General features: G+C 35.4%; 13 protein-coding genes and 2 other annotated features. Of the genes, 11 read left to right on the top strand and 2 right to left on the bottom strand.

The genetic code is table 11. The annotated features are described in order from the left end of the window. The first annotated feature begins 156 nt into the window (after positions 1–156). The 4 genes from MHB74_RS09180 (at position 157) to MHB74_RS09195 (ending at position 2,989) form a co-directional block, all read left to right on the top strand. The gene (locus tag MHB74_RS09180) at positions 157–843 is read left to right on the top strand and encodes a DUF421 domain-containing protein (RefSeq protein WP_061676640.1); all 687 of its coding nucleotides are present in this window, start codon (positions 157–159) and stop codon (positions 841–843) included. Positions 844–953: 110 nt separating this feature from the next. After that, entirely contained in the window at positions 954–1,595 is a 642-nt protein-coding gene (locus MHB74_RS09185) for a FusB/FusC family EF-G-binding protein (RefSeq protein WP_061676641.1), read from the top strand. A gap of 100 nt (positions 1,596–1,695) precedes the next feature. After that, positions 1,696–2,592, top strand: a complete 897-nt coding sequence (locus MHB74_RS09190) for an RCC1 domain-containing protein (protein ID WP_061676642.1) — start codon at positions 1,696–1,698, stop codon at positions 2,590–2,592. Between the two features lie 196 nt (positions 2,593–2,788). Then, on the top strand, positions 2,789–2,989 hold the full coding sequence (locus tag MHB74_RS09195; RefSeq protein WP_061676643.1) for a hypothetical protein: 201 nt from the start codon (positions 2,789–2,791) through the stop codon (positions 2,987–2,989). Positions 2,990–3,152: 163 nt separating this feature from the next. On the opposite strand, the gene msrA is transcribed toward MHB74_RS09195, so the two are convergent. Then, complete coding sequence (msrA, locus tag MHB74_RS09200; RefSeq protein ID WP_061676644.1) at positions 3,153–3,689, bottom strand: peptide-methionine (S)-S-oxide reductase MsrA; 537 nt, start codon at positions 3,687–3,689, stop codon at positions 3,153–3,155. A 247-nt stretch (positions 3,690–3,936) separates the two neighbouring features. Between msrA and MHB74_RS09205 the strand changes: the two genes are divergently transcribed. The 4 genes from MHB74_RS09205 to MHB74_RS09220 are packed head-to-tail and all read left to right on the top strand — an operon-like array spanning position 3,937 to position 9,049. Further along, complete coding sequence (locus MHB74_RS09205) at positions 3,937–5,565, top strand: multicopper oxidase family protein (RefSeq protein WP_061676645.1); 1,629 nt, start codon at positions 3,937–3,939, stop codon at positions 5,563–5,565. A gap of 16 nt (positions 5,566–5,581) precedes the next feature. Next, entirely contained in the window at positions 5,582–6,826 is a 1,245-nt protein-coding gene (locus MHB74_RS09210; protein WP_061676646.1) for a copper resistance CopC/CopD family protein, read from the top strand. Between the two features lie 27 nt (positions 6,827–6,853). After that, positions 6,854–8,344, top strand: coding sequence for a sensor histidine kinase (locus tag MHB74_RS09215; protein WP_061676647.1), 1,491 nt, complete (start codon positions 6,854–6,856; stop codon positions 8,342–8,344). Between the two features lie 15 nt (positions 8,345–8,359). Beyond that, entirely contained in the window at positions 8,360–9,049 is a 690-nt protein-coding gene (locus tag MHB74_RS09220) for a response regulator transcription factor (protein WP_061676648.1), read from the top strand. Positions 9,050–9,099: 50 nt separating this feature from the next. Here the strand turns inward: MHB74_RS09220 and MHB74_RS09225 are convergent, their stop codons facing one another. Beyond that, on the bottom strand, positions 9,100–9,858 hold the full coding sequence (locus tag MHB74_RS09225) for an SDR family oxidoreductase (protein ID WP_061676649.1): 759 nt from the start codon (positions 9,856–9,858) through the stop codon (positions 9,100–9,102). 261 nt (positions 9,859–10,119) lie between these two features. Beyond that, positions 10,120–10,365: a binding site (T-box leader), on the top strand. Positions 10,366–10,431: 66 nt separating this feature from the next. Then, positions 10,432–10,672, top strand: a binding site (T-box leader). Positions 10,673–10,823: 151 nt separating this feature from the next. On the opposite strand from MHB74_RS09225, the gene ilvE reads away from it, so the two are divergent. From ilvE to MHB74_RS09240, 3 genes are read left to right on the top strand one after another with little or no spacing between them, the layout of a single operon-like run. After that, complete coding sequence (gene ilvE / locus MHB74_RS09230; protein WP_000528140.1) at positions 10,824–11,723, top strand: branched-chain-amino-acid transaminase; 900 nt, start codon at positions 10,824–10,826, stop codon at positions 11,721–11,723. A 22-nt stretch (positions 11,724–11,745) separates the two neighbouring features. Further along, a complete protein-coding gene (gene ilvB, locus MHB74_RS09235) occupies positions 11,746–13,461 on the top strand; it encodes an acetolactate synthase large subunit (RefSeq protein WP_061676650.1) in 1,716 nt (571 codons plus the stop codon). Then, positions 13,458–13,688 (top strand): ACT domain-containing protein, encoded by a 231-nt coding sequence (locus tag MHB74_RS09240; protein WP_061676651.1) that lies wholly within the window; start codon positions 13,458–13,460, stop codon positions 13,686–13,688. The genes ilvB and MHB74_RS09240 overlap by 4 nt, the downstream gene beginning before the upstream one ends. Positions 13,689–13,693: the final 5 nt, after the last annotated feature.

Below are 13,693 nucleotides of genomic sequence, written 5' to 3' on the forward strand. Positions count from 1 at the left end.
AAAAGAGTCTAGTTCAAATATTATTTTGAACTAGACTCTTTTTGCTTTGTATGTATTGGATATATTGTGTATGAATGGACAAGATAATAGAAAAAATGTGCCGTTTTTTTACTAGAATATAGAGCATTTGAGTGAAAAGCAGAAAGGTGAGCATTTATGAATCATTTAGGACAAATAACGATAGAACTATTTTTTGGTTTTTTTGTGCTATTGATTGCTACTAAAATATTAGGGAAAACACAAATATCTCAGTTAACACCATTTGATTTTATTTCTGCCATTGTTCTCGGAGAATTAGTCGGAAATACTATATATGATCCGAAAATAAAAATATGGTCTATTTTATATGCAGTACTTGTATGGGTAGTGTTAATCTATTCAATAGAAGTGATAACACAAAAATTTAGAGGGACGAGAAGTTTTTTTGAAGGATCACCTTCAATCATTATCCGTAATGGGTATATTGATCGGGCACAACTAAGTTCAAATCATTTGGATATTAATCAATTACAACAAATGCTTAGGCAACAAAAAGACATATTTTCAATCAGAGAAGTTGAATATATGATTTTGGAACCTAATGGGAACATAAGCGTTCTGAAGAAAAGTAAATATGAATCACCCACTATCAATGATTTAAGTTTAAAACATAAGCCTGTATACTTACCGATTTCATTAATTAGTGATGGGAAAGTAGTGAAAGATAATTTGAGAGAAGCTGGTTTTGATGAAGGATGGCTGTATAAACAAATAAAGCAAAAAGGGATTACTAAATTTGAAGATGTATTATATGCAGAATGGAAAACAGATGATGGTTTCTTTTGTCAGGAAATGAAGCGATAGAACATAATCGAAGTATGTAATATTCGTTTCTAAGTTATCTTTTACATATCAAAAAGCTGAATCTTTGTATACAATAAAACTAGATCAACAATTTGTATGGAGTGATAAAGATGGAAGCTTTTATTAGAAGTGATCAATACAATTTTATAAAATCACAAGCTTATATTTTAGCAAATGGGCATGCAACGGCAAATGATAGAGGTGTCATTCAAGCGTTAAAATCACTTGCGATTGAAAAGATAATACATGTATTTGAGAATTTAACGGATGAACAGAAAGAGTTAATTGATACGGTATTAACAGTTCAAAATAGAGAAGATGCAGAATCGTTTTTAATGAAAATAAATCCGTATGTCATTCCGTTTCAGGAAGTTACAGCGCAAACATTAAAAAAATTATTTCCTAAAGCGAAAAAATTAAAACTTCCTGATATGGAAGAACTGGATATGAAAGAATTATCTTATTTAAGCTGGATTGATAAAGGGTCAAGCAGGAAATTTATTATAGCGAAAAATGATAAAAATAAGTTTGTTGGTCTGCAAGGTACGTTCCAAAGTTTAAATAAAAAAAGCATTTGTTCATTATGTCATGGGCATGAAGAAGTTGGAATGTTTTTAGTGGAAATTAAAGGTGATATACAAGGAACTTTCGTGAAAAAGGGAAACTATATTTGTAAAGATGGTGAAGCTTGTAATCGTAATATGAAATCACTTGATAAATTACAGGATTTTATTGAGCGATTAAAGAAATGAGTAGAATACCTCTAGTTTATAAACTAGAGGTATTTATTTTTTTGAAGATGTAGAGTGAAAATAAAGTTTGATACAGTGGCTTATTTTGAAGGAGGTAAATATGAATAATATTTCACTGAAAGAAGAGATGTTAAAAGTGAAACGGTGGCCTAAAGATACGATAGCGGCAGGTCGGGGGCATACAGTTGCTCTTAAATCAGATGGCACGGTAGTAGCAGTAGGGCGAAATAAAGAAGGAGAATGCAATGTAAGCGGCTGGTATGATATTGAAGCAGTCGCAGCGGGCAATGTTCATATGGCGACGAACACCGGTAACGCTCATACAATCGCACTGAAATGTGATAATACTGTGGAAGCGGTGGGATGGAATAAGCATGATCAGTGTGATGTGAACGACTGGCATAATATTGTATCGGTTGCGGCAGGATGGCGTCGTACTATTGGTCTTAAACTGGATGGCACGGTAATAGCGGTCGGGCGAAATAAAGAAGGAGAATGTAATATAAATAGCTGGAGAGATATTGTGGCGGTCACGGCGGGTGACTGGCATACAGTTGGTCTTAAATTGGATGGAACGGTGACGGCAGTAGGTAATAATCGATATGGCCAATGTAATGTAAGCGAATGGAGGGGTATTGTGGCGTTGGCAGCTGGTTATCTTCATACTGTTGGTTTGAAATCGGATGGCATAGTGATGGCTGTGGGTCATAATAAACTTGGTCAATGCGATGTAGGCAGTTGGAGAGATATTGTGGCAGTAGCTGCAGGGAGTAATCATACAATCGCTCTTAAATCAGATGGTACAGTGGCGGCAGTAGGTAATAATCGATATGGCCAATGTAATGTAAGCGAATGGAAAGATATTGTAGCGATAGCGGCGGGTTGTGCGCATACGGTCGGTCTTAAATTAGATGGCACGGTGGTAGCGGCAGGTGATAATACATACGGTCAATGCGATGTAAGTAGTTGGCGCAACATCCGATTGCCTGGCAAATAGTTAATGTACAATAAATCACTAGTAATATTATTCTATTTTAGGAGTAATTATGGAATAGGATACGTAGATAAGAATCCCTTCTTAAAAGAGGTTCTTATTTTTTTCCGTAAAATGAGTGTCTAAATGGAATTTTTAAATAAATTTTATTTCAAAGCTACAGTAGAAGAGATAAATAAGACATAGGAGAGCTGAAGAAATGCTTAAAAAGTTTTTGTTTTCTTTACCGGATGTTTTGCTTGTATGCGTTGTTCTCTACATAACATACACAACTACTCTTAGTTTTGGACAGATGTTAGTAATTTCAATTGCAATCGGAATCATTGGTGGTCTTGTTATAAGAATTTGTAAAGATGTATTCACGTATATAAGGTGGACAATTAAACAGAGGAAATCTTGAATATGTTGTATTGCTATTAGGAGGAGATGAAATGACTAAGAAAAAGAGTAGAGTGAAAAACGAGATAGCACTTTGGACATTAACAGCGGTTGTTCTCATCATTGTATGGTACTTTTTTCAAAGATAAAAATGCATCGCACTTAAAAAGTACGATGCATTTTTATTATTTTTTTTGCCAATTTTCTTTTATAAAGTCTTCACGCCCAGATTCTTTTTGCTCAGTAGCATATTTCTCTGGGTTCTTTTTATAGAAATGTTGATGGTATTCTTCAGCCTCATAAAAAGGTGCAGCCGAGCGGATTTCAGTTACGATTGGGTCTTTAAACATACCGCTTTCTGCAAGAGCTTGTTTTGATTTTTCAGCAAGCTCTTTTTGCGTTTCATTATGATAAAAAATAGCAGTGCGATAAGATGGACCACGGTCAAAGAATTGTCCGCCATCATCAGTTGGATCGATTTGTGGCCAATATAAATCTAGTAATTTTGCATATGGAAAAATAGAAGGGTCGAATGTGATTTGTACAACTTCTAAATGACCAGATGTACCGGCTTTTACTTGTTCATATGTTGGGTTTTCTACATGACCACCTGCATAGCCAGAAAGTACTTTATGAATACCAGGTAGTTCATCAAATGGCTTTACCATGCACCAAAAGCAACCGCCTGCAAAGGTTGCGAGTTCGTATGTTTTTTCGGACATTGTTGTAATCCTCCTAAATATATATGTTTTATATAGTATTATACAATCTTTTTTATTGCGCAATAAAAAAGATTTAGAAGTAAAGAGAAATTGAAATATATTTCTTTATAAAGTCTTTAAAATTCCTTCAAAGTTTCTTTTTTTCTGAGTGTTATGATGTAAATCGAAGTGAATATGTGAGGTGATAGGCAATGAATCCACGTATGAAAATTAATAGTTTACAACAAAAAATGAAAGAGAGACTAATATGAAAAAAGAATTTATACAAAGCGATTTAAGAAATATATTGATTGCGGCATGCTTACTATTAGGATTGGTTATTTTGGGATATTTTTTAATAAATAATTACCCAGGTACAAATGAAAAAAAGAAGTTAACAGATGCAACATCTACTTCAGAATCAATTACATCTATTGCTGAGTCAGATGCCAAAAAAAGGGTTACAAAAACTTTTAATATTACGGCGAAAGTAGCAAGCATAGATTTGGAAAATGGGAAAAAGGTAGATGCGTGGACATTTGATGGAACATCACCGGGTACTCAAATTCGAGTGAAACAAGGTGAACGTATTGTTGTAAATTTGAAAAATGAATTGCCAGAACCAGTTACAATCCATTGGCACGGATTAGATGTCCCGGCGGCGGTAGATGGTGTTCCAGGTGTTACGCAAAATGCTATAAAACCAGGGGAAACATATACATATGCATTTAATGCTGATCAGGTAGGGACATATTGGTATCATTCACATCAAAAAAGTGCGATACAAACGGAGCGGGGACTATTTGGAACTATTGTGATTGAACCGAATAAACCAGCTGTAAAATATGAAAAGGATTATACAGTGGCAATTCATGAATGGAAAACAGGAGATATAAAAGCCCGTAATCATAATAGCGAACAAGATAAAGATTGGGATAGCTATCCTAGCAACCATATTCGAAATGAAAAGGCGCAAAATTTAGAAGGACCGTTAATGATGCCAAGTAATGATCAACTTAAAGATTTATCTGATGGAGATGATTACGATGTATTTACATTAAATGATACGAGTGAGGGGCTACGATTGGATGCAAAACCAGGTGAAACAGTACGCCTTCGCATAATTAATGCTGGGAATAATACGCATTTAATGACATTAGTTGGGGCGCCATTTCAAATTATCGCATTAGATGGTCGTGATATAAAAGGTGGGGACGAGCTAGATAAAGCAATTCTTCCGATGGGAGCTGCACAACGTTATGACCTTGTTTTTAAAATGCCGGAAACAACGAGTGTAAAACTTATTAATGTGGATCCATCTAAGAAAATGAATAGAATGTTAACGGCGACTATTGGGAACGGTTCTTTGCCGAAAAAACCTATTGATATAAAGAGTTATCCATGGTTTGACTTTACGAAATATGGAGAAAAAGAAGTTGGCAAGTTTACGATAGATTCAAAGTTTACAAAGGTCTATGATATGGATTTGGCAGAAGGTGTGAAAGATATAAATGGACAAGAAAAATGGGTGTATACGATTAATGGAAAGACATCACCTGATATTCCACCCATTAAAGTAGAGAAAGGAGATAAAGTTAAGATTCGCTTTAAAAATAAGGGGGAAGAAATTCATCCAATGCATTTGCATGGACATACATTCCAGGTTATTTCTAAAAATGGTAAACCAATGGAGGGAAGTCCGATTTACTTAGATACAGTTAATGTTTTTCCGGGAGAAGAATATGAAATTGCTTTAGAGGCAAATAATAGTGGACTATGGATGGTTCATTGTCATCATCTCGTTCATGCGGAAAAAGGAATGCATACGATGATGAATTATGAGGGGGTAACTACTCCATTTTCTACCGGAGATCACTCAGGTAATCATCCAGAATAATAATACGGAGGTTTTCATGCTTTATAGAATGATAGTATTTATTTTAACAAGTGTAAGTATATTTTTATTTTCTCATAGTAGTGTATTTGCTCATACAAGTGTTATAGGAATCACCCCTAAAGAGGGTGAGGTTCTTACAGTACAACCGGAACAGATTATTCTTGAATTTAGTGAACCAGTTACAGGAAATGTAGTCAATATTGAACTGCTAGATCCAAGTGCAAAGAGAGTGCAAGTATCAAAGGTTGAAATATTAGATAACCCAACAAAAATAAAAGTGAAGATACCAAACTTAAATAATGGTACATACACAGTAAGGTGGTCTATGATATCTGCAGACGGACATCCGAGTGAAGGAGGCTATCCCTTTTCAATTGGAGAAGAAGTACAAACTAATGCAGTGGTAGAGGGAAATGTGAGTGGGAATGGCTCAGTATTTTCAGATGTTATGATAGTAACACTACGCTATATTGTAGAGGGAATGATTTTAATTGGAGCAGGAGTAAAGTGGCTCGATATGTTTGTAAAACGTTATAGATTACCTTCTATATTGCAAAGAATGAAAAATATGAAAAAGATTTTCTTCTCTATACTTGTAGTAGGATTAATAGCCGAATTAATAGTATATAAGTCAATTATGCCGAAGGGGAGTTTACTTATTCATTCGCCATTTTCAGTTGTTATTATGATTCAACTGCTATTATTAGTTCTTATGTCTTTGCAACATATGGGGAACGAATGGTATGCGCTAATTTGGGGATTTCTTGTTGCGAGTTTTTCTTTCACAGGCCATGTATGGATTACGAATCCAAATTGGGCAGCAGTTATAATTAGAATGATCCACGTTATGAGTATTGCAGTGTGGCTAGGAGCACTTATTTATTTAGCTCTTGTTATAGCGTGGACAACATTATACAAAATTACATTTGATCAAAAGCGTTTTCGTAAACATTTTAGTATTATTGCTGGTACTTCATTTATTCTAGCATTTCTTTCTGGGGAATTAATTGTGTTTTTACAGACGAGGAATTGGGTACTTTTTAATTTTAATTCAATATGGACGAACCTTTTAAATATAAAGATTCTTACTGTATGTATAATTACAATTGTAGCATGGAGACAAACGAAAACATGGGGTAAAGATATTGGAACAGTTAATCGCCGTTTATTGCTCTTAGAAATTGTTCTAGCTATACTCGTATTATTAGCTGGTATTTGGATGAGTCAAGTTTCGTTTCCGGTAAATTCTGTAACAAGCTAAAATTATAATGTTCATAGGAGTTCTGCAATGTCAATCCGTATTAGATTGCTGTTGTCGTATGTTGCGATGGTAATTATTCCAATCGTTTTTTGCGGTATAGCAGTTATATTAATTAGTGTTACTTTATTTGGTGATATTCGTATTGCAAAAGCAATCATTGGTCTTAATCAAAATAGTCATTCTCTCATTGATAAAGAGCAGGAGGGTGCTATTCGTACAAAAGAAGATGAAGATGATATTTTTAGTAGATTGAAAATTCTTTCATCGTATGCTCCAGAAAAATTGGAAGATATAAATTTTTTAAAGGAAACTGATAAAGAATTAAACGATAATCAAGCAGGATTACTAATTCGAAAAAATGATGAGCTTACATATTTATCTCCATATTTTAAAATCTCTTCGTTTGATAAATACCTACCCGCATTTGAAACAGAAGGACAAAGAAAAGGAATGGATGTGAAAATAGAGGGTAATTCTTTTTACTATAAGCAATTTGATTACTACGATGAAGAGAAGGATAAGGTTAGTATTTTTGTATTTGAGTATGTAAATCCTTTAGAAGAAATGATTAGAGAATTTTTCCCGTATTTCGTATTCTCTTTAATACTTGGGTTAATTATAACGAATGGAATATTAACATATTTTATATCAAGGAGTATTATTAAACCATTGCATTCATTAAAGCAGGCAACGGAAAGAATTCAAAAGGGTGATTTAGAATTTCAAGTAAAGCCACTTGCGAAAGATGAAATAGGTGAATTAAGTTTATCGTTTGAAGAGATGCGTGGGAGGTTGAAGGAATCGGTTGAGTTGCAAATGCAATATGAAAAAAATCGTAAAGAGTTGCTTTCAAATATTTCTCATGATTTACGGACGCCAATTACGGCTATTAAAGGTTATGTACAAGGAATTAAAGAGGGGATCGCTCGAACTCCGGAACAATTAGATAAATATTTAACGATTATTTATAATAAAGTGTTTGATATGGATCAATTAATTGACGAGCTTTTTCTCTTTTCAAAACTTGATTTAAAAGAGGAACCGTTTCAATTTGAAGAGGTTGAAATTAATCAATACTTATCTGATTGTATAGAAGAACTACAGCTTGAATTACAAGATAAGGGAATTGCAGTGAGATGGGATGCTCAAAAGGATACTTCTATTTTGGTAAAAGGTGATCGTGAAAAATTACGTCGTGTTATTACAAATATCATTTGGAATAGTGTGAAGTATATGGATAAAGAAGAAGGATATATAGGAATTCGCATGATCGAATCAATTGATTATGTAACGATTTACATAAAAGATAATGGGGTAGGAATAGAAGAGAAGGCATTGCCTCATATATTTGAAAGGTTCTATCGTGCAGATCATTCTAGAAATTCTAAAACAGGTGGAAGCGGACTTGGTTTGTCAATTGCACATCAGATTATCACACAACATGGTGGTGATATTTGGGTAGAAAGTAAAAAAGGTAAAGGAACGACGCTGGCATTTACATTACAAAAAATCAATTAGAAAAAGGAGAGCATCTTGAAAAGGATTTTAATTATTGAAGATGAAGCTATTATAGCAGAGTTAGAAAAGGATTATTTAGAGGTTGCTGGGTATACAGTAGATATTGATTACTCTGGCGAAAAAGGTTTACAAAGAGTTCTTCTGGAGGATTATGACTTGTTAATTTTAGACATAATGTTACCAGGAATAGATGGATATGAAATTTGTAAACAAGTTCGATTGGAAAAGGACATACCAATACTTATGGTGTCCGCAAAACAAGAGGAAATCGATAAAATTAAAGGGTTAGGTTTTGGAGCAGATGATTATATTATAAAACCGTTTAGCCCGAGTGAAATGGTGGCACGTGTAAATGCTCATCTAGCTCGTTATGATCGTTTAACAGGAAAGCGAGAACTAATAAAAGATGAAATTCGTATTCGAGGATTGTTTATTGATAAATCGGCCCGACGTGTATTTGTAAATGGAACTGAGGTCATGTTAACAGGAAAAGAATTTGATTTATTAACTTGTATGGCAGAAAATCCAAATCAAGTATTTAGTAAAGATCGTCTTTTTGAAACTGTATGGGGGATGGATGTAATTGGTGATGCAGCAACGGTTGCTGTACATGTGAAAAATATTCGTCACAAAATTGAACTCGATCCATTCGATAAATCATATATCGAGACAATTTGGGGAGTAGGCTATCGTTTTACACAGTGAAAAAGGCCAGCAAAGGTGCTGGCCTTTTTTTGTGTAAGTAGATTAAGAAATTACAAGCAAGATCCCCCGCTAACATCAATTAATTGTCCAGTAACCCAGCGGCTGTCTGGAGAAGCGAGAAATGCCGCGGTATCGGCAATATCTTCTACTTCACCTAAGCGATTAAAAGCGGAAATGGTAGTAGCGTACTGTTTCATCATTGGGTCGCTCAAGAGTTCCGCATTCATATCTGTTTTAATAAATCCAGGAAGTATTGCATTCACTGTTATTCCTCGTGCTCCGAGCTGTTTTGCTAGTGTGAAAGTCATTGTATTAATAGCGCCTTTCGTCATGCTATATGCAACGAAATCAGGTAAAGAAATACGAGTGGCAGCGGATGAAATATTAATAATTCGGCTATTGTCACGTAAACGAGATAAAGCTTGTTGGATGATAAAGAACGGTGCTTTTGCATTAACTGAAACCATTCTATCAAAAAATTGTTCAGTCGTTTCTTCAATAAAAGCACCAGGACCAATTCCAGCGTTGTTTATTAAAATATCAAATTTAGTACTACCAGTTCTTTTTTGTAATTCGCTATCTAAAGAACTATAAAGGGTTTCTACACCATGTAAAGATTCAAGGTTTGCACCGATAGAAAAAGCAGATCCGCCATTTGATTGAATTTCATAAACAGTTTCTTCAGCATCTTCTTTTCGATTTCCGTAATGAATAGCAACTAATGCACCGTCGTTTGCTAAACGTTTTGCAATAGCACGTCCAATTCCTCGGCTTGCTCCTGTAACTAATGCCACTTTTCCTTTTAACATAGTTTTCTCATCTCCTCATAAAATTTTATATGTTATTAAGTTGTTTTTCTTTATGTAGTAATGTGAACATACTTAAGTAATATATGAGTATGTGTAAGAAGTTCATTCCGATTTTGTTTGAGAAAAAATAAATAGACTTCCTTTAAATTGATTGAATTTTATTTTTTTTTTTGGAAAAACATGTTGACAATGAAAAGAACAACGTCCTATAATACGTTTAACAAATAAAAGTGAATTAAGAATTTTCTAACTTTATATGTTGTATATGCAAAGAAGAGGAAAGTAGATGGTTATGATCGTTTCAGAGAGCTGCTCCTAGGCTGTGAGAGTAGTAACAATCGAATCATTGAAGATCACCTCGGAGCATCGCTTGCGAAAGGGAAACTGAGTAGAGGGCGACGGCATCGTCTCCGGTAAAAGGACGGGGGTCTAATTGGACCTGCAAAGCTTATATTTCGTGAGAAATATAAGGAAGCTGAGTGGTACCGCGAAACTCTCGCCTCAGCAATCAAAGCTACTAAATTGTAGTAGTTGATTGCTGAGGCGAGAGTTTTTATTTTAAAAATAGAATAAGAGAATGCGTAGAAGCGGAGAGTAAATGATAAAAATTGTTTCAGAGAGCTGCCTAGAAGCTGTGAGGGTGGTAACAATTTCATCATTGAAGATCACCACGGAGCACTACTTTTGAAAACTAGTAAAAAGTAGCGGAGCTGTTTCCGATAGAAAAACAAAAAGTCTAATTGGACTTGCAGAGCTTATATTTCGTGAGAAGTGTAAGGAAGCTGAGTGGTACCACGATTCCCTCGTCTCAGCAATGGATTGCTACAAGTATGTATGTAATTGATTGTTGAGACGAGTATATTTTTAAGGTATATATACTGAATATTCTGTTAAAAATACTCATCTCAGCAATCGATATAAAAATAGGTTGCAAAATAGAGAGAAAAAAAGAGGAGCGATGTGAGATGGGAAACCAGTACATTTATATGAATGGGGAATTTGTAGAAAAAGAAAAGGCAGTTGTTTCAGTATATGATCACGGTTTTTTATACGGAGACGGTGTATTTGAAGGGATTCGTAGTTACGGTGGAAATGTATTTTGTTTAAAAGAACATGTAAAACGATTATATGAATCGGCAAAATCTATTTTACTTACAATCCCGCTGACGGTTGAAGAAATGGAAGAAGCAGTTTTGCAAACATTGCAAAAAAATGAGTATGCGGATGCTTACATTCGGTTAATTGTTTCAAGAGGAAAAGGTGACTTAGGGCTCGATCCGAGAAGTTGTGTGAAACCGAGCGTTATTATCATTGCAGAACAATTAAAGTTATTCCCACAGGAATTTTACGATAATGGATTAAGCGTTGTATCTGTTGCATCAAGACGTAATACGCCAGATGCATTAGACCCACGTATTAAGTCAATGAACTATTTAAATAACGTACTTGTAAAAATTGAAGCGGCACAAGCTGGAGTGCTAGAAGCACTTATGTTAAATCAACAAGGATATGTTTGTGAAGGATCTGGAGATAATGTTTTCGTTGTGAAAGATGGAAAGGTGTTAACACCTCCTTCTTATTTAGGGGCGCTAGAAGGTATTACGAGAAATAGTGTGATTGAGTTATGTGAGCGACTTAATATTCGGTGTGAGGAAAGACCGTTTACTCGCCATGACGTATATGTAGCAGATGAAGTATTTTTAACGGGAACGGCAGCAGAATTAATTCCAGTTGTAAAAGTTGATTCAAGAGAAATTGGAGATGGGAAACCAGGAAGTGTAACGAAACAATTGACAGAGGAATTTAAAAAGTTAACGAGAGAAAGAGGAGTACGTGTTCCAGGATTAGCGGAAAGCTTACTGTAGGTAGGGAGAGGAGTTAATTGAAATGGAGCAACAGTATACAACACGTGAGAAATTGCATTGTGAAGAAGTGACAGGAGCTGGACACGTTATTCAATGCTTGAAGAATTTAGGTGTAACTACCGTTTTCGGTTATCCAGGCGGAGCGATTTTGCCAGTGTATGATGCGTTATACGGAAGTGGTTTGAAGCACGTTTTAACTCGTCATGAACAAGCTGCCATTCATGCGGCAGAAGGATATGCGAGAGCTTCTGGAAAGGTCGGGGTAGTCTTTGCTACCTCTGGCCCAGGAGCGACAAATTTAGTTACAGGATTAGCGGATGCTTATATGGATTCGATTCCTTTAGTTGTCATTACAGGGCAAGTTGCAAAGCCCTTAATTGGTAAAGATGGATTTCAAGAAGCAGATGTTGTCGGGATTACAGTACCTGTTACGAAGCATAATTATCAAGTTCGTGATGTGAATCATTTATCACGTATTGTACAAGAAGCTTTTTACATCGCCGAAAGCGGGCGACCAGGGCCAGTATTAATTGATATTCCAAAAGATGTTCAAAATGAAAAGGTAACAAGTTTTTATAATGAAGTAATTGAGATTCCAGGATACAAAATAGAGCCTATGCCAGACAGTATAAAGCTTAGAGAGGTGGCTAAAGAAATTTCAAAAGCTAAACGCCCACTTCTTTATATTGGAGGAGGTGTCATTCATTCGGGTGGATCTGATGAACTCATCAAATTTGCGAGGGAGAATCGTATTCCTGTCGTTTCCACTTTAATGGGACTTGGTGCATATCCGCCGGGAGATTCATTATTTTTAGGAATGCTCGGCATGCATGGAACGTATGCTGCAAACATGGCAGTAACAGAATGTGATCTACTACTTGCTTTAGGTGTTCGCTTTGATGATCGTGTAACAGGAAAATTAGAACTCTTTTCTCCGCATTCGAAAAAGGTACATATTGATATAGATTCTTCAGAGTTTCATAAAAATGTAACTGTGGAATATCCGGTTGTCGGTGATGTGAAAAAAGCGTTACACAAGCTGTTACATATGCAAATTTGTACACAAACAAAAGAATGGCTTACGAAAATCAAGGAATGGAAAGCTGAATACCCTCTTTCCTACAATCAAAAAGAAAGTGAGTTAAAACCACAACATGTTATTAGCCTAGTAAGTGAAGTAACGAATGGTGAAGCGATTGTTACGACAGAAGTAGGACAGCATCAAATGTGGGCTGCGCATTTTTATAAAGCGAAAAATCCACGGACTTTTCTAACATCTGGCGGACTAGGAACGATGGGGTTTGGTTTCCCGGCAGCAATTGGTGCTCAGCTTGCAAAAGAAGAAGAACTCGTCATTTGTATTGCAGGCGATGCTTCTTTTCAAATGAACATTCAAGAACTACAAACAATTGCTGAAAATAATATTCCTGTAAAAGTATTTATTATAAATAACAAATTTTTAGGGATGGTAAGGCAATGGCAAGAAATGTTTTATGAAAATCGTTTATCAGAGTCAAAAATTGGATCGCCAGATTTTGTGAAAGTGGCAGAAGCTTATGGAGTGAAAGGATTAAGAGCGAAAAATTCAACCGAGGCGAAACAAGTGATGTTAGAAGCAATTGCTCATGAAGGTCCTATCGTAGTTGATTTTTGTGTAGAAGAAGGTGAAAACGTATTTCCGATGGTTCCGCCAAACAAAGGGAATAACGAAATGATTATGAAGAGGTGGGAAGAATGAGTCATACTTTTTCACTCGTTATTCATAACGAGCCAAGCGTCTTATTGCGTATAAGTGGAATTTTTGCTCGGCGTGGTTATTATATTTCTTCTTTACATTTAAACGAAAGAGATACTAGTGGCGTTTCTGAAATGAAACTCACAGCAGTTTGTACTGAAAGTGAAGCGACATTACTTGTTGGTCAGTTGAAAAAATTAATTGATGTACTGCAAGTAAATAAATTATAAGGGGT

The organism is Bacillus sp. FSL K6-0069, from assembly GCF_038007785.1.
Taxonomy (GTDB): domain Bacteria; phylum Bacillota; class Bacilli; order Bacillales; family Bacillaceae_G; genus Bacillus_A; species Bacillus_A mobilis.

Coding starts and splice junctions, on each gene's coding strand:
- MHB74_RS09180 (WP_061676640.1), top strand. CDS start 157: ATGAATCATTTAGGACAAATAACGATAGAACTATTTTTTGGTTTTTTT.
- MHB74_RS09185 (WP_061676641.1), top strand. CDS start 954: ATGGAAGCTTTTATTAGAAGTGATCAATACAATTTTATAAAATCACAA.
- MHB74_RS09190 (WP_061676642.1), top strand. CDS start 1,696: ATGAATAATATTTCACTGAAAGAAGAGATGTTAAAAGTGAAACGGTGG.
- MHB74_RS09195 (WP_061676643.1), top strand. CDS start 2,789: ATGCTTAAAAAGTTTTTGTTTTCTTTACCGGATGTTTTGCTTGTATGC.
- msrA (WP_061676644.1), bottom strand. CDS start 3,689: ATGTCCGAAAAAACATACGAACTCGCAACCTTTGCAGGCGGTTGCTTT.
- MHB74_RS09205 (WP_061676645.1), top strand. CDS start 3,937: ATGAAAAAAGAATTTATACAAAGCGATTTAAGAAATATATTGATTGCG.
- MHB74_RS09210 (WP_061676646.1), top strand. CDS start 5,582: ATGCTTTATAGAATGATAGTATTTATTTTAACAAGTGTAAGTATATTT.
- MHB74_RS09215 (WP_061676647.1), top strand. CDS start 6,854: ATGTCAATCCGTATTAGATTGCTGTTGTCGTATGTTGCGATGGTAATT.
- MHB74_RS09225 (WP_061676649.1), bottom strand. CDS start 9,858: ATGTTAAAAGGAAAAGTGGCATTAGTTACAGGAGCAAGCCGAGGAATT.
- ilvE (WP_000528140.1), top strand. CDS start 10,824: ATGGGAAACCAGTACATTTATATGAATGGGGAATTTGTAGAAAAAGAA.
- ilvB (WP_061676650.1), top strand. CDS start 11,746: ATGGAGCAACAGTATACAACACGTGAGAAATTGCATTGTGAAGAAGTG.
- MHB74_RS09240 (WP_061676651.1), top strand. CDS start 13,458: ATGAGTCATACTTTTTCACTCGTTATTCATAACGAGCCAAGCGTCTTA.